This window comes from Gracilibacillus sp. YIM 98692 (genome assembly GCF_010993965.1).
Taxonomy (GTDB): domain Bacteria; phylum Bacillota; class Bacilli; order Bacillales; family Amphibacillaceae; genus Gracilibacillus.
Genome location: NZ_WIXM01000024.1, coordinates 1 through 16,552, shown reverse-complemented (window position 1 = coordinate 16,552; position 16,552 = coordinate 1). Strand labels below are relative to the sequence as shown.

Below are 16,552 nucleotides of genomic sequence, written 5' to 3'. Positions count from 1 at the left end.
ACCTTATAATTAATTTGTCTTACAATTAAACAGAAAAACGCTTTCATAAATTTTGATTCCAATTTACAACTTCACTGAATGGAAAGGAAGTGATCTATTTTGCAAAAAGATACGAATAATTTGGATATAAAATCTGTTAAACGAGATACTTTATCTAATCAAGTAATCGATCAAATTATACATTTTCTTATAAGTGGTCAACTAAAACCAGGAGACAAACTTCCTCCAGAAATGGATCTGCTGGATAAGTTCCAAGTAAGCAGACCGGTATTGAGAGAAGCTATAAGTTCTTTAGAAACGATTGGAGTTGTCCGTAGGAAAACTAGGGAAGGAACTTATTTTACCAATAAAATTTGGAGTAAGCCATATGAAATTATGCTGTCATTATCTGCAGGAAATATGAGAGCTATTGCAGAAACACGAATGTCTCAAGAGTTGGGACTCGTTTCATTAGCTGCTGAAAAAATAACGGATAACGATTTGCAGAGGTTACGGGAAAATATTGAGCTAATGGAAAATCTACAGGGAGATCATAGAGAAATAGATAAAGAGTTCCATCAGATTATCGCTTATAGTGCCTGTAATTCCATAACTGAAGGAATTATCGATCCATTACTCAATATGTTTGATGAAATGTTTAGAATTATTCCAAGTGAGGATAAAGATAAGAACTTTACTGTGAAGCAGCATAAACAAATTTATGATGCCTTAGAAAGCAGAGATCCAATCGAGTCCTATTTATCCATGTACCGACACCTAGATCACGCGAGGAAAAGACTTATTGCAAGTCTTTATAATAAATAAAAAATTCCAAAGTGAAAGGGTTGAAAAAATGTCAAATCAAAGAAAAGCACCCACAGGTATTCTAGGATTCCCTGTTACACCATTTAAGGAAGATGGGAAAATTTGTGAAAACAGCCTAATAAGTAATATTGAATTTTTAGTAGACAACGGGTTAGAGGCCATTTTTATTGCTTGTGGCTCAGGCGAATTTCATGCGATTAGCTCAAAAGAATATGAAAAAATGTTGGAAATCGCCGTTTCTGTAGCAGCTGACAATGTCCCTGTATATACAGGAGTGGGTGGAAATTCAGCTGATGCCATTGAGAAGGCTTATATTTCAGAGAAATTAGGTGCAGATGGTTATTTAATCTTACCACCGTATTTAATTGAAGGAGAGCAAAAAGGTCTATGTGAATACTACAAGTCAATTATTCAAAGCACTGATTTGAATGCTATTTTATACCAAAGAGCAAATGCTGTCTTACAATTAGATGCTTTAATGAAGCTTATGGAATTCCCGCAAGTAGTAGGTGTGAAAGATGGAATTGGTAATATGGATTTAAACATTGAATTGACGCAAACGATTGGAGATCGTTTAGGTTGGCTAAATGGTATGCCTATGGCTGAAGTAACCATGCCGGCATACTTACCATTAGGTTTTGATTCTTATTCATCAGCCATATCAAACTATATTCCTCATATTTCTAGAATGTTCTATCAAGCACTATTAAATAAGGATAAACAACTCGTACGCGATATTTACGAAGATGTTATTTTACCTATAAACGGTATACGAAAAAAGCGTAAAGGGTACGCTGTTTCGTTAATTAAGGCAGGTATGGAAATTATGGGGTTACCAGTAAGTACAGCGGTTAGGCCACCGATTGTTCCAGTTGAACAGGAGCACTATAAGGAACTGGAAAAGGTGTTAAAGCAAGCTTTAGAAAAATATCCAGCAGATCATAAAGTATCACTTTAAAAAGATAGAACAAATTTAGTGACGTTAGGAGTGTGAACAATGGAATTACAAACCAAAAAAAATCTATATTTGAACTATATTAATGGCAAGTGGGTGGAATCTAATGCAGACGAAGTGATTGAAAATAAGAATCCTGCCAATATTGAAGATGTCATTGGTCATGTGCAAAAGTCAACAACAGGAGATCTAAACGAAGCAGTAGCTGTAGCGAAGTTAGCTCAAAAAAAATGGAAGAAATTATCTGGAGATGCAAGAGGAAAATTCCTCTATAAAGCAGCAGATATTCTTGAGAGTCGGATCGACGAAATTGCCGAAACAATGACGAGAGAAATGGGAAAAACACTTCCGGAAGCGAAAGGCGAAACAGCTCGTGGAGTAGCTATTCTTCGATATTATGCTGGTGAAGGACTACGAAAAGTAGGAGATGTGATTCCTTCAACAGACAAAGATGCCTTAATGTTTACTACTCGAGCGCCATTAGGTGTTGTTGGTGTCATTACTCCTTGGAACTTTCCTGTTGCCATTCCAATTTGGAAAGCTGCACCTGCATTAATTTATGGAAACACCGTTGTTCTAAAACCTGCCACAGAAACAGCCGTAACTTGTGCAAAGGTATTTGAATGCTTTGCAGAAGCTGGGTTTCCATCTGGTGTGGTAAATATGATTACAGGTGCTGGTTCTGTTATTGGTCAGGGGTTAGCTGAACACCCTGATGTAAATGGCATTACATTTACAGGTTCTAATCGTGTAGGAAAACAAATTGGGCAATTAGTACTAGCTCGAGGTGGAAAATACCAATTGGAAATGGGTGGAAAAAACCCTGTCATTGTAAGTGCAGATGCTGATCTTGACCTTGCTGTAGAAGCGACTATTAGCGGTGGACTACGATCAACTGGGCAGAAATGTACAGCCACTAGCCGTGTTATTGTGCAAAACGATGTTTATGAATCGTTTAAGGAGAAGCTTCTCACTAAAGTTAAGGAAATTACAATTGGAAATGGTCTCGAGAAAGGTATTTGGATGGGCCCAAGTGCAAGTGAAAATCAATTAAACACAGTACTTTCCTATATACAAAAAGGCATCGATGAAGGTGCATCTCTACTTTTAGGCGGTGAGAGACTTTCAGGTGAAGCGTATGATAAAGGTTATTTTGTCCAACCAACCATATTTGAAAATGTAACCACTGATATGACAATTGCACAGGAAGAAATTTTTGGACCTGTTCTTGCACTTATGAAAGTAGATACCATTGAAGAAGCATTGGAAGTAGCTAATGATGCGGAATTTGGATTGAGCGCTTCTATCTTTACTACAAATATCCAACAAATGCTATCCTTTATTAATGAAATGGACTCTGGTCTCGTTCGCATTAATGCAGAGAGTGCAGGCGTTGAGCTGCAAGCACCCTTTGGTGGTATGAAACAATCCAGTTCTCATTCCCGTGAACAAGGTCAAGCCGCAATTGAGTTTTTCACATCCATTAAAACAGTGTTTGTAAAATAAAAACTATTGTTCAATCTAATCGGTTTTTATTACCTCTCCATCTTCCACACAATGCTGTTTAATTATATTCAACTTCTAAGTTTTTAAAACGCGTAAAATATACTTATATTTACAGAATAAGGAATTCCACTAAACGGTAATGAATTTGTGTCTGATAAGCAATTCTTCTTCCTACTACCAAAGGACATCAATCCAAGCTTTGCAGCAGCTTTAGATCCTTATTTTAATAGGGGAGGATGTCAGTATTTATTAGTTTGTAGAAAGGAGAAATATGATATGGCATTAGAAAAAACGGAAAACGAAATCCCTCTTTATATAAGAATAAATGAAATGGATAATGTTGCGACGATTGTTAATTCCGTTGGGCTTAAGGAAGGTACTATTTTTTCTTGTGGGTTAAAATTGCGGGAGTTTATCCCCGGGGGACATAAAGTTACCCTTGCAGATTTAAAACAGGGTCAGGAGATTATTCGTTACGGTGAAGTAATCGGCTATGCAGCGGTTCCGATAAAAAGAGGAAGCTGGGTGAAGGAGAAATATGTACAGCTTCCGACTCCTCCAGCATTAGAGAAACTTCCGATTGCAACAAGGTCAAATGCAGAACAGTCACCTCTTGAAGGTTATACGTTTCAAGGTTATCGAAATGCAGATGGAAGTGCCGGAATAAAAAATATTTTAGGCATTACAACGAGCGTTCAGTGTGTAGCGGGAGTTCTTAATTATACTGTTAATAAAATCAAGCAGGAAATATTACCGAAGTATCCAAATGTTGATGATGTTGTCGCACTAAATCATACCTATGGATGTGGTGTAGCAATCAATGCACCTGAAGCAAATATTCCTATTCGGACTATTCAAAATCTGGCCACACATCCCAACTTTGGTGGAGAAGTAATGGTGGTTGGGTTAGGCTGTGAGAAATTATTTCCTGAGCGTTTAATACCAGGTGATAATCCAGAAGCAAATATTATTTCCCTTCAAGATCAACAAGGTTTTAACAGAATGGTTGAATCGGTAATGAAAATGGCAGAAGAACGTTTGCAAAAACTAAACGAGCGTGAGAGAGTTACTTGTCCAGTTTCTGATTTAGTAATTGGATTGCAATGCGGGGGCAGTGATGCATTCTCCGGTGTAACTGCCAATCCGGCAGTAGGTTATGCTGCTGATTTATTAGTGCGTGCAGGTGCAACAGTTTTATTTTCGGAAGTAACAGAAGTTCGAGATGGCGTTCATCTATTAACACCACGAGCGATTAATGAAGAAGTAGGTCGTGCCTTAATTGACGAAATGAAATGGTATGATGATTATTTGCAAAAAGGTGAAGCAGACCGAAGCGCAAATCCAACCCCTGGAAATAAAAAAGGCGGATTAGTCAATGTTGTCGAAAAATCACTTGGTTCCATCGCTAAATCTGGAAGAAGCCCAATCTCAGGTGTGTTATCATCTGGTGAAAAGGTGAAGAAAAAAGGCCTAATATTTGCTGCTACACCTGCAAGTGACTTTGTTTGTGGTACGTTGCAGTTGGCTTCTGGCATGCACATGCAAATCTTTACTACAGGACGTGGAACACCGTATGGCTTACAAATGGCCCCGGTAGTTAAAGTCTCTACTCGGAATTCGCTTAAGGAGCAGTGGATGGATTTAATTGATATTAATGCAGGACAAATAGCCACCGGTCAGGCCACCATAGAAGAAGTAGGATGGGATATATTTCATTTTATGTTAGATGTTGCTAGCGGACGTAAGCAAACGTGGGCGGATCATTGGGGACTTCATAATGACTTAAGCTTGTTCAATCCCGCCCCAATAACTTGACTTCAAAATTATCTTTTAACAGATTTAGCGTATTGTGCGGGCAATTATTGGAGCAGTATTATTAGTAAACAGACTAGTTGGCGTCAATCTAATTGAAATAGCAATTAGACGTTTTATTATTTTTTAGTGGTTGCATACAAATAAAATGAAGAATCAGTTTTTGTTATATAATATACATTAAATGTTAAGTTTTAATTAAAATAATGAACATTAATATTTGGTGTTATGGTCATAGGAAGTATTCCTCCAGGCTTTATGGGATGTGTTGGTCGACTACCATTATACGAGATTTGGGGGGGACTTCCTTTTTTATTTTTAAGTCCTTGCTAAGAATTTTGAAATTCATTCAAATAATAAATTCAAGCTTTTTGAGCGTTATTTATCACGGTGAACAATCGTCCGTAAGCCCCCTAATTCCAGACTTAGAATAATGAAAGAAGTATATGTGGGGGATAACGAACGCTAGCACCCTGGTAAGTTTCGCTAATCATCAGTGGGGATGAAAAGAATCCCCACTGATGGAAGTCTCTCTTTATTAAACTAAAAGGTGTCTTGAATTCAAAAAGAGAGATGACAGCAATAAAATAAGATGCACAAACGAAATATGTTATAAGCCCTCTAAAAATTTTCTCATAAGGGAAGTGAGTGATACTTATGACAGTAGAGAATGCATTGAATTCAAAGACTTACTATAAACAATTTGTAATAGAAAATCCAACAAATAATCCACTTAAGGCCCTAGCAGAAATGCAAATGATTGGACAAAAGGATGAATTACTAACTACTGATGAAGAACTTCGTTTTTCGCAAGGTGAATTGTATTTTCATTATAAAGATTTTGAGGCGGCCATTTTTAAATGGGAGAATATTTACGGTGAACTTGAACAATGGGCTGAGAAAAATAAGGCTGATGCTTACTATGAACTTGGTCAATTAGTGTACGCAGAGAATATTTACAAGTCGATTCATTCAGATAACTTAATATTAAATACAGAGGTTGAGTTAAATTTATTTTACATATATGTTGAGAAGGGTTACTTAGATATGGCAACGAAAGTAGTTAAGAATGTAATTTCGCTTAACCCGGACCATCCAAATGTAACAACCATTGCTTGCTCTTTCTTTGAAAGATACCAAGATTGGGAGAATGCTATTGATCTCGCAGTTAATGAGGCCCTTCGGACAAACTCGATTGAATGGTACGAACGATTAAAAATCTATATTGATGAAGGAAATGCAAAAAGAATTGCACCGGATTATTTCACTAAAATATTACAAGCTTTATATTCTATTGATCAATTATTGTTTGTTGATCTATCTAAATCACTATGGAAAACTTATAAGCCAGACCAACAGTATCTTTCGTGGGTGAAAGTTTTTAATGACCATTTCCAACAGGTAGACACTTCCGATTTTAAAAGTTGCGGAGAACTATCAAACCTTTTTCAGTGGACATACACAGAATTGTTTAGGAAAAATTATTCTATAAAACAACTTTCAGATATTGTTCCAACTCTATTATTACATTGGATGGAAGTAAAAGACACTTCTGATTCTGTCGTAGTATCTGCAGCAGTGATCTCGTGGAGTGAATTTTTCCCTTCAAGTATAGATTCATCTGTCGTTAATGAAGCTGAAGAGATCTTTTACTATTCCGAAAATGTATATAATGTTTTAGGTGAAAGTCTGGATTTATTTGAATCAATTGCTAAGTGGACAAATAGGAATGGGTTAGATGAAGAAGATAGCAAACCGCTTGATGATTTAACAGAGTTTGCTACATCTTTATTAACAAGAGGCGATCATCGGGAAGAAAACTCTGAAAAATTATTGTATTATATTCGACAATCACTAGAACATCTTTATAGCAAGAGAGTAGAATTGGAAAATAGATTAGTAAATTCAATTGCATTGAATGAAGAAATTACTTCTAAACTAAACGGTGCGGTTCATCAGTTACATGATATAGAGAATGAAATATCGGAGTCTCTTACAACCTCTTTTTTTATCATCAGAGATGAGATGAAAGAGAACTTAAATGAGGTGATTCCGACTCTTTTAAGAGAATGTTCCAATGTGATTGATGAAAATAGTAATTTAGGAAACATACATAAAGTGTTAAATAAAGAGATGAACGAAGTGGTTCGATCTTATATTCAACAAACCATATTACCGAAGTTTTCTAAAGAGATTCATGAGTGGGTAAAGGTTGCAGAACAAGAATTTACAGAAAGCCAAACCTATTTAGACGAATTGTTTGAAGGTTTTAATACTTTAAATGAAGAAAATAAATTGACATTAACTTGTGATTTTCAAGTTTTAAACGACTGGATCCGTGACGCAGATCGAATGACGAACGTCGTTGAAATCGATAGTGTCTCGATACTTACAGGGTTTAATCCAACCGTTTTGCTATTAAAAAATTCCGGGAAACTTATAGGGTACCTACGAACAAATAAAGTAAATCTTTACAAACTTTATCGAAGGTTCATAGAGAAGGGAAACTATGATGAAGTCGTTGCCTCAATAAGCAGCCAGTTTATGATGCCGTTTGAATTATTTGAGAAATCAATAACACGTGAGGTTAACATGTTTTTCAGAGAACCATTTAACGTTTTAAAAGAAGCAATCCTAGATTGTGAACAAATGATTGAAACGGATAAAGAATCGTTAAACATACTGAAGACAAATCCGGAAGTCTATTTTGATCCATTAATCCTTTTTGAAATAAGAACACGACAATATGAATTGATGTTGCCTGCTGAGAAGAATACTGTCCCAAAAGTGTAGTACAAGCAGGAATCATATAGAAGTAAGGAGGATACACATGTTTGGGTTAGATACAAATATTGATCAATTCGCTAAAATAAAGGTCATCGGTGTAGGTGGCGGTGGAAATAATGCAGTGAACCGAATGATTGAAACGGGAGTGGAAGGTGTGGAGTTTATTGCAGTGAACACTGATGGACAAGCTCTTAATCAATCAAATGCGGAATTTACTATACAAATTGGTGCATCTTTAACAAGAGGACTTGGTGCAGGTGCAAGTCCAGAAATTGGTAAAAAAGCAGTAGTAGAAAGCAGAAACGAAATCGAAGAAGTATTAGAAGGTGCAGATATGGTATTTATAACTGCAGGTATGGGTGGTGGTACCGGAACGGGGGCAGCCCCTGCGATCGCTGAAATTGCAAGAGATTTAGGTGCACTGACGATAGGGGTCGTCACACGCCCATTCAAATTTGAAGGAAACAAAAGAGCAGTAAACGCAAAGAATGGGATTGACGCAATGAGAGAGGCGGCAAACACATTAATAATCATTCCGAATGAACGTTTAATTGAAATTGTTAGTAAAAAAACACCGATGATTGAAGCATTTAAGGAAGCAGATAATGTTCTTCAAAGAGGTGTGCAAGGCATATCTGATTTAATTGCAATTCCAGGTTTAATTAATCTTGATTTTGCTGATGTCAAAACAGTGATGTCACATAAAGGAACAGCGTTAATGGGGATTGGTATAGCTACTGGGGAAACTCGTGCAATGGAAGCTGCACAAAAAGCGATCAACAGTCCCTTACTAGAGACATCAATTAGCGGTGCAAGAGGGGTAATCATGAACATTACTGGTGGACATAATTTAAGCCTTTATGAAGTGCAGGAAGCAGCAGACATTATAGCCTCGACAACTCATGATGATTTAAACATGATCTTTGGGTCCGTAATAAATGAAAACTTAAAAGAAGAAATTATCGTGACAGTGATTGCAACTGGGTTTACGAAGCAATAGTGTCTAATACATAAGCATGTATAAAAAAAGAATTGTAAGGAATTGAGATGAATTATAGCTAGGGCGCTATTCTCCTCTATATATTCATCTCTTTTTTATGTCATTAAGCGACTGGTTGCATTTTGTCTAGAATTTATAATAAGGAACCTAGAATAAGGTTCCTTATAGAGTGGCTGGCCGAATATACTTTGAAATTAATCCATGTTTTGGAGAAAAGCAAAAGCTTACTAAGAAAACGAGTCCAGTAGCGAAGGCCATTGAACCAGAAATAGACGTATCGATCCAAGCCGCTAAAAAATAGCCAACAACTGCTGAAATAACTCCAAATGAACCACTTAGAATAAGCATAACAGCTAGCTTATCTGTCCAAAGGTAAGCAGAAGCTGCTGGTGTAATTAGCATCGCCACAACCATAATAGCACCGACTGCGTCAAACGAAGCAACAGTTGTTATCGAAACTAGGCTCATAAATACATAATGCATGAGGATCACTGGTAAACCTAAACTTGCTGCTAAGGCAGGATCAAATGAAGTGATTTTCCATTCCTTGTAAAAACCGACGATAAATATAATAACAATGAATAACACAAGTGCCAGCATTGCTGTTGTTTTAGGCATCTCCCCAATCACAGGGAGTGTTATTGTATTAAAAGGGATAAAGGTAATTTCCCCCATTAATGCGTGTTTGACATCTAAGTGAGCATTTCCAACGGATGTTGCGATTAGGATGACACCGATGGCAAATAGCGTCGTAAAAACAATTCCCATTGAAGCATGAAGTTCAATATCAAGGGAATTGAGCCACTGCACAAGAAAAGCAGTGAGCAAACCAGCGATGATCGCCCCTATAAGCATGTGAGGTCCATTTAACTCATGTGTGATAAGAAATGCAATAACAATACCTAATAGAACGGTATGGCTGATGGCATCTGACATCATCGCCATTTTTCGCAGGATTAAGAACACACCTATGAGTCCACAGGATAATCCTACTAATGAAGCGGTCAAAATAATCCATCCTGTATAAATCATTTAATCCACTCCTTTTTCATAAATACGAGTGTGTAGTTGTTGTGCATTCACATGCTTTTGATGATTTTTATACTGCAGATGGTTGATAAGAAGTCCTTTTTCTTTTCCAAATACAAGAGATATCACAAAAAAGGATGCTGCGACAACGACAATAAATGGTCCAGTAGGCCACCCTTTTCCCAATGCACTAATCGCTGTTCCTACAGCTCCGGCTATCCCTCCGAACAGTGCCGAGAGGACGAGCATCCACTTAAACGACTGGGTCCAGTAACGCGCACTCACCGAAGGTATGATGAGTAACGCTGCAATTAAAATAACACCAACGGCTTGAATTCCAATGACAATCGTTGTAACAAGAACGAATGTATAAAGCACGTTCATCCATGTGAGGGACAAACCTAAACCTTGTGCAAATGAAGGATCAAACAGGTACATTTTCCATTCTTTAAACCCAATAACGATGACTAAAATGACGAATGAAGCTAGAACTAGCATCGTGTTCACATCAGATCGAACCATGGCTGCTGCCTGACCGAAAATAAAGCTGTCGAGGCCGCTTTGATTTCCCCCTGCTGTTCGATTGATGATAGAAAGAAGCATTATTCCAAGGCCAAAAAAGATAGAGAGGATCATACCCATTGCTGTATCCTCTGTGACCCTAGTAGACGACTGGATCCACTGAATAAAGAAAGCGCCAATTAACGCACTAATTGCAGCTCCTATAATTAAAATAAATAAATTTTTATAACCGGTTAGAAGAAATGCTATCACGACTCCAGGTAAGGCAGCGTGAGCCAATGCATCACTCATCAAGCTTTGTTTCCGCCAATAAGAGATACATCCAATGGCCCCAGCTGCAATGCCAAGGATCGTTGTACTAATTAAAACCCATTGCGTATTACTGCTTGAGAGTATGGCCCACATGGTTTTGCCCCCTCTCCAGTAAACGCATAGTTTCTCCATACGCTTTGGCAATGTTTTCTTGTGTAAACGATTGGTTTGTTTTTCCATAGTCAATAACCGTTTGGTTTAATAAAAGGACATGATCAAAATAGTCTTCAACAGTTTGTAAGTCATGGTGAACGACCATCACCGTTTTGCCTAATGAATTTAATTCTTTTAATGTAGTCATAATTGCCCGTTCAGTTGCGGCATCGACACCGGCGAGAGGTTCATCCATGAAATAGAGGTCAGCATCTTGAACTAAGGCGCGAGCCAAAAAAACACGTTGTTGTTGACCTCCAGAGAGTTGACTAATTTGTCGATTTGCATAGGCGGTCATTCCCATTTTTTCGAGAGATTCATATGCTTTTTTCTTGTGAGAACGTGATGGCCATTTTAGCCATCCGATCTCTCTGTACAATCCCATTATTACGACATCTAATGCATCGGTTGGAAAGTCCCAATCAACTGAACCACGTTGCGGGACATATCCAATTCTATTTTTGACTTTTGATAATGGATTTCCAAAGTAAGTAACAGTTCCTGACAAAACTGGATGCAGATTTAACATTGTTTTTAAAAGAGTTGATTTTCCAGCTCCATTTGGACCGACAATTCCAGTTAACGAACCAGCGGGTACTTGAAAGTTTACATCGAACAGTACCGTATTTTTTCGGTAGGAAGCAGCTAAATTATCAACTTGAAGAACTGTCTGTTTCATATTACTCCCCTCCTTTGCTTAGCGCGCTAAAGATGGTTTCAACATTATGTCGATACATCCCAATATACGTACCCTCCTCTGTACCTGCTTCTCCCATAGCATCAGAGAAAAGTTCCCCTCCGAGTTCTACCTGAACACCTTCACTGGCTGCACCTTCAATGACAGATTGAATACTACGATCGTCGATGCTGGACTCTACAAAAATTGCAGGTATTTGATATTCTTTAATAATAGCAATTGTTTCATTGATATCGGAGACACCTATCTCATCTTCTGTACTCAATCCTTGAAGACCAATAACTTGCATTGAAAACTTGTTTCCGAAGTAGCCGAAGGCATCATGTGCAGTAACAAGGGTTCTTTGTTCTTCTGGAATAGTAGCTAGCTTTTCAACTGCCATTGTATTTAACTCATCTAATTCAGCAAAGTAATCCTGTTTATTCTTTTCTAAAAGCTCTGCGTTATCAGGTGAATATTCTTTTAATTCTTCCACTGCAGCTTCCAGTGCTTGTTGCCACAGCTCAATATCAAACCAAATGTGAGGATCAACAACACCTGATTCCTCCTCTAATAATTGATCCTCAGATAACGTATCACCAATAGCAAGAACGGGCTTTGTTTCAGCGATCTCATCAAAAATCTCAACCATATTCACCTCTAAATCAAGCCCGTTGTAAAAGATAAGATCAGCCTTTTCAATTGTTGTGATATCACTTTGAGTTGGGTTATATAAATGGGGATCCACAGAAGGTCCCATTATGCTTTCCACTTCAATAAGATCTCCTCCGATAACGGATAAAGGTTCTCCAATTTGAGCTATGGTTGTAACAACTTTAATATTCTCCGTTTCTTCTTGTTCATTATTAGTCGTCTCACTTTCACTGCAACCTGCGCCTACTAAAAGAGTACAAGCAACAACTATCCCATAAATCCAGTTTTTTTTCTTTAACATGTGTATTCCCTCCATTTTTCATTTTGATGCATGCCTTAAGGCGAAGATGCGTTTAGTTGCACTTACACTAAAGCCTCTTGATTTTTTCTACACTGAATTTTTCAGAGCTAGATTTTTATAATTTTTAAAGCACCAACACCTTTACCTACGGACAACTATATTAGAAAAGGTAATAAAAGTTTCTCTAAGGAAACAATATGCTAATTGAGGATAATTGTCAATGATTTTTTTGATTTTTTAAAATATCTTTGGGGATATATACAATAAAGGTTATCTAAAAACGGATTAACTTACTCAAATCCTTAGGAATCCTTTTAGATGTTTGGTAAATAACTCCAAAAAAATCCATTGTATGAAAAGCTCTTTTACATATTAATCTGTAAAACTTTTAAAAAAGATCTTTGCTAAACTTGAATGAATTGCTTTAATAGAGTTGAAATAGATTGGTGCAAAAGGTCTTACGGATTCTAGTTGAATATTCAAGTGATTAATATTTTCTATCGGACTAATGGTTTGTATTTGATAAATAAAGATAACTTTAAAGTATAACGCTTAACTGTACAGTTTGAGATGATAGAATTCGAAAGTTGTATAAAATGTTCAAGTTAAAAGTAAACGTGATGGTGTAAACGCTTAATAATAAACTCGACTATTGTTTTATTGGTATTATGATTAATTGAAAATAATATAAATGAACATATTACAGGAGTGTGAAATTTTTGGATGATATACCTCTGAATTCAATAATTTTGTTAGCTGCGTTAATTTTGATGTCAGCATTTTTTTCATCTGCTGAGACAGCTTTCTCAAGTGTCAATAAAATTAGATTAAAGAATTTTATTGATGAAGGTAGACGAGGGAGCAAAAAGGCTTTATATCTTGCTGAAAATTTTGATAACACGTTGTCTACAATATTAGTAGGAAATAACATTGTTAATATAGCAGCTGCAAGTATTTCAGCCACAGTAGCAACTGAATTGTTTGGTGGAAATACTGGTTTAGTAATAAGCACTGTAGTAATGACTATATTGGTTTTGATCTTTGGTGAAATCCTTCCTAAATCTTTGGCAAAGGAACACGCAGAAACCTATTCATTAGCTATTTCAACTATTTTATACCTATTAATAAAATTACTAACACCAGTCAATTTCTTTTTTGTAAAATTAAAGAAAGCAGTGTCTAATCTCTTTGAAAAGGGGAGTGACTTACCTTCCGTAACAGAAGAGGAAATTAAAGTAATATTAGACATAAGTGAAGAAGAAGGGGTTATTGATAAAGAAGAAAGGGAACTTATTCATCGTTCCATGGATTTTGATGATAAGTTAGCAGGTGAAATTCTAACACATCGTACCGATATGGTTGCAATTGATATAAATCAATCCATTGAAGAAATAAAAAATATATTCTTTGAAGAACGGTTTTCAAGAATTCCTGTATATCGTGACAGTATTGATAATATTGTTGGGATTTTATCAGAAAAAGAATTTTTTACCCATTTGATTAAGTACAAAGATGTCGAAATTAGCGAGTTGATAAGAGATCCACTCTTTGTTGTTGAATCAATGAAGATTTCCACCCTTCTTCCGAAATTACAAAAAGAAAAAGTGCATATGGCAATCGTATTGGATGAATTCGGAGGAACATCTGGTTTATGAAGTGAAACCAGTTTTAGTATTTAAAAAATTGTGATGAGTCCACTAAGCAAATTATTAGAAAAAGTTAACTGTAAATAGTTCATACCAAGCGAAGGAAATTTTGAATAGTTATAAAACATGTAGGACTGTCAAGTTAAATGACAGTCTTACTTTTTTGATTTCTTATGGAATTACTCTATAATTGTATTGTATTTTCATTATTATGCAAGTTATACTATGTCCTTAGGATAAGCTGTACTTTATAATATATATATCATATATTTTTAACATTAAATAAAAGACAAAGGGTGATAAATTTGAGTTTTGAGAGCATGGATACGGGTTTAAATAAAAAGATTGTTATACTTGGCGGGGATGGATTTTGTGGTTGGCCGACTAGTCTTCATTTATCTAATTTAGGCCATGAGGTTGTGATTATTGATAATTTATCTCGAAGAAATATTGACAATGAACTAGAAGCAGAATCCCTAACTCCAATTCAACCAATGGGTACTAGGTTAAAAGTTTGGGAGGAGGTTTCAGGAAATAAGATTGGATTTTATAATATTGACATTGCCAATGACTATAGTGAATTATTGAAAGTAATGAATGATGAGAAACCGGATGTAATTGTTCACTTTGCTGAGCAACGTTCTGCACCATATTCGATGAAATCGCCAAAACATAAGTGCTATACTGTTAATAACAATCTAAATACTACACATAATGTATTATGCGCGATAGTTGAGTCAGGTCTTGATATTCACCTTGTTCATCTAGGTACAATGGGTGTTTATGGATATGGTACTGCAGGGATGAAAATTCCCGAAGGTTATCTTGATATAGAAGTTAAGTCAGAGACCGGGGAACGATTGAACCAGCAAATCCTATATCCAACGAACCCAGGTTCTATTTATCATATGACAAAGACCCAGGATCAATTATTATTCCATTTCTATAATAAAAACGATAATATTAGAATTACTGATCTTCATCAGGGGATTGTTTGGGGAACTAATACAAAAGAAACAAGTCTTGATGAAAGATTGATTAATCGCTTTGATTATGATGGAGATTATGGAACGGTATTAAATCGATTCTTAATGCAAGCGGCTGTGGGTTATCCAATCACCGTTCATGGAACAGGTGGTCAGACACGTGCATTTATCCATATTCAGGATACAGTTCGATGTATTCAATTGGCAATTGAAAATCCACCGGCACGTGAAGAGCGCGTTATGATTTTTAATCAAATGACAGAAACGCATCGTGTAAATGATTTGGCTAAGCTTGTTAGTAAAATTACAGGGGGAGAAATTGCTTATGTATCAAATCCTCGTAAAGAAGCTGCTGAAAATGAACTACACGTGGAAAATAGCCTTTTCTTATCAAAAGGGTTAGAGCCAATTACGTTAAATACAGGATTGTTGCAAGAGGTAACGAAGGTTGCCGAAAAATATGCATACCGGGCAGATTATTCGAAAATCCCTGCTAAAAGTACATGGACTAAACAGCAACAACCGGGTATTCCAGAGTCAGGAGTTCTCAATTAGCAAATTAATTAATCAATCATTCCTGTTTCGATAATCTACTATATAAATTTAGACAAAAATTAACTAAATTACATGAAAAATTACTCAGTAACAGGCTTTACTTCCTAGGGAGTAGAGTCTTTTATATATTGTATTCCGCATAAGGTCAAATATTTGGGTATCAATTTTAGCATAAAAATTTATGATTTAGAAAAATTCTCGCCGGATAATATATATAACTGAAACAATTTCTAAATCTAAAAATCTATAAAAAGATGGAGGAAAAGTACATGGATAGAACACGTCTGTTAATAAAAGCAGCAGCAATTTTTGCGTTGATAGGTGCGTTTATTGGTTCGGATATGGCTGGTAGAGGCTCTCTATCTTTTAGAGCGGTTCACGCTCATATTCTAGTAGTAGGTTGGCTTTCTTTATTTGCATTTGCTGTTTTTTATAAAATTTTCCCAATACCCAAAAAGTCAATGTTATCGAAGCTCCATGTCATAACAGCAATGATAGGCTCAACTGGTTTACCAATAGGGATGTGGCTATATTATATGTCTCCGTTTAACTTATCACAAGCTTTTTCAACAGTGTTTTTTATCGCCAGTGGTTCAATTTTGCTTGTTTGTTTTGTTATTTTTGTATGGATAGTATTTGTCCATGGAAAATTAATTAATGAGGATTAAGTAGTGATATTGGATTTCGTATAGGGAAAGTATAAGATAAGTGTTAGTAAATGATATTAGATTACATTGGTTAACTAATTAAGGGATTTGCAAATTCCAAAAATAACTAAAGGTTACATACTGTAACCGTCAAGTTAAATTGAACACTTTTTGCTCATTAATTTTGAACAGTTTTTTCTTTGAATA

13 protein-coding genes are annotated in these 16,552 nt (G+C 36.1%); 9 read left to right on the top strand and 4 right to left on the bottom strand.

What is annotated here, in order from left to right; genetic code table 11:
- The first annotated feature begins 99 nt into the window (after positions 1-99).
- The 6 genes from GHD00_RS15950 (at position 100) to ftsZ (ending at position 8,864) form a co-directional block, all read left to right on the top strand.
- Entirely contained in the window at positions 100-804 is a 705-nt protein-coding gene (locus GHD00_RS15950) for a FadR/GntR family transcriptional regulator (RefSeq protein WP_163539154.1), read from the top strand.
- 28 nt (positions 805-832) lie between these two features.
- Positions 833-1,762: a 5-dehydro-4-deoxyglucarate dehydratase gene (gene kdgD / locus GHD00_RS15945; protein WP_163539153.1), complete on the top strand. Its 930-nt coding sequence runs from the start codon at positions 833-835 to the stop codon at positions 1,760-1,762.
- A gap of 39 nt (positions 1,763-1,801) precedes the next feature.
- Entirely contained in the window at positions 1,802-3,265 is a 1,464-nt protein-coding gene (gene gucD / locus GHD00_RS15940; protein WP_163539152.1) for an alpha-ketoglutaric semialdehyde dehydrogenase GucD, read from the top strand.
- Positions 3,266-3,541: 276 nt separating this feature from the next.
- Positions 3,542-5,080, top strand: a complete 1,539-nt coding sequence (gene garD / locus GHD00_RS15935; RefSeq protein ID WP_163539151.1) for a galactarate dehydratase — start codon at positions 3,542-3,544, stop codon at positions 5,078-5,080.
- Between the two features lie 654 nt (positions 5,081-5,734).
- On the top strand, positions 5,735-7,870 hold the full coding sequence (locus GHD00_RS15930) for a tetratricopeptide repeat protein (RefSeq protein WP_163539150.1): 2,136 nt from the start codon (positions 5,735-5,737) through the stop codon (positions 7,868-7,870).
- Positions 7,871-7,907: 37 nt separating this feature from the next.
- Positions 7,908-8,864 carry a cell division protein FtsZ gene (gene ftsZ, locus GHD00_RS15925; protein ID WP_163539149.1) on the top strand — a complete coding sequence of 319 codons (957 nt, stop codon included), beginning with the start codon at positions 7,908-7,910 and terminating at the stop codon, positions 8,862-8,864.
- Between the two features lie 162 nt (positions 8,865-9,026).
- On the opposite strand, the gene GHD00_RS15920 is transcribed toward ftsZ, so the two are convergent.
- Genes GHD00_RS15920 through GHD00_RS15905 form a run of 4 tightly spaced genes read right to left on the bottom strand, consistent with a single transcriptional unit; the run spans position 9,027 to position 12,511 of the window.
- Positions 9,027-9,896 carry a metal ABC transporter permease gene (locus tag GHD00_RS15920; protein ID WP_163539148.1) on the bottom strand — a complete coding sequence of 290 codons (870 nt, stop codon included), beginning with the start codon at positions 9,894-9,896 and terminating at the stop codon, positions 9,027-9,029.
- On the bottom strand, positions 9,897-10,820 hold the full coding sequence (locus GHD00_RS15915) for a metal ABC transporter permease (protein WP_163539147.1): 924 nt from the start codon (positions 10,818-10,820) through the stop codon (positions 9,897-9,899).
- The gene (locus tag GHD00_RS15910) at positions 10,795-11,559 is read right to left on the bottom strand and encodes a metal ABC transporter ATP-binding protein (RefSeq protein ID WP_163539146.1); all 765 of its coding nucleotides are present in this window, start codon (positions 11,557-11,559) and stop codon (positions 10,795-10,797) included. Before GHD00_RS15910 ends, GHD00_RS15915 begins: the two co-directional genes overlap by 26 nt.
- Before the next feature lies 1 nt (position 11,560).
- Complete coding sequence (locus tag GHD00_RS15905; RefSeq protein WP_163539145.1) at positions 11,561-12,511, bottom strand: metal ABC transporter solute-binding protein, Zn/Mn family; 951 nt, start codon at positions 12,509-12,511, stop codon at positions 11,561-11,563.
- 719 nt (positions 12,512-13,230) lie between these two features.
- Here GHD00_RS15905 and GHD00_RS15900 point away from each other — a divergent pair.
- The 3 genes from GHD00_RS15900 (at position 13,231) to GHD00_RS15890 (ending at position 16,366) form a co-directional block, all read left to right on the top strand.
- Entirely contained in the window at positions 13,231-14,166 is a 936-nt protein-coding gene (locus tag GHD00_RS15900) for a hemolysin family protein (RefSeq protein WP_163539144.1), read from the top strand.
- Between the two features lie 311 nt (positions 14,167-14,477).
- Positions 14,478-15,698: an NAD-dependent epimerase/dehydratase family protein gene (locus GHD00_RS15895; RefSeq protein WP_163539191.1), complete on the top strand. Its 1,221-nt coding sequence runs from the start codon at positions 14,478-14,480 to the stop codon at positions 15,696-15,698.
- A 269-nt stretch (positions 15,699-15,967) separates the two neighbouring features.
- Positions 15,968-16,366 (top strand): hypothetical protein, encoded by a 399-nt coding sequence (locus GHD00_RS15890; protein WP_163539143.1) that lies wholly within the window; start codon positions 15,968-15,970, stop codon positions 16,364-16,366.
- Positions 16,367-16,552 lie beyond the last annotated feature (186 nt).

What these genes read in the sequence shown, in the direction of transcription:
- kdgD (WP_163539153.1), top strand. Translation starts at nt 833, where the DNA reads ATGTCAAATCAAAGAAAAGCACCCACAGGTATTCTAGGATTCCCTGTT.
- gucD (WP_163539152.1), top strand. Translation starts at nt 1,802, where the DNA reads ATGGAATTACAAACCAAAAAAAATCTATATTTGAACTATATTAATGGC.
- garD (WP_163539151.1), top strand. Translation starts at nt 3,542, where the DNA reads ATGGCATTAGAAAAAACGGAAAACGAAATCCCTCTTTATATAAGAATA.
- GHD00_RS15930 (WP_163539150.1), top strand. Translation starts at nt 5,735, where the DNA reads ATGACAGTAGAGAATGCATTGAATTCAAAGACTTACTATAAACAATTT.
- ftsZ (WP_163539149.1), top strand. Translation starts at nt 7,908, where the DNA reads ATGTTTGGGTTAGATACAAATATTGATCAATTCGCTAAAATAAAGGTC.
- GHD00_RS15920 (WP_163539148.1), bottom strand. Translation starts at nt 9,896, where the DNA reads ATGATTTATACAGGATGGATTATTTTGACCGCTTCATTAGTAGGATTA.
- GHD00_RS15915 (WP_163539147.1), bottom strand. Translation starts at nt 10,820, where the DNA reads ATGTGGGCCATACTCTCAAGCAGTAATACGCAATGGGTTTTAATTAGT.
- GHD00_RS15910 (WP_163539146.1), bottom strand. Translation starts at nt 11,559, where the DNA reads ATGAAACAGACAGTTCTTCAAGTTGATAATTTAGCTGCTTCCTACCGA.
- GHD00_RS15905 (WP_163539145.1), bottom strand. Translation starts at nt 12,511, where the DNA reads ATGTTAAAGAAAAAAAACTGGATTTATGGGATAGTTGTTGCTTGTACT.
- GHD00_RS15895 (WP_163539191.1), top strand. Translation starts at nt 14,478, where the DNA reads ATGGATACGGGTTTAAATAAAAAGATTGTTATACTTGGCGGGGATGGA.
- GHD00_RS15890 (WP_163539143.1), top strand. Translation starts at nt 15,968, where the DNA reads ATGGATAGAACACGTCTGTTAATAAAAGCAGCAGCAATTTTTGCGTTG.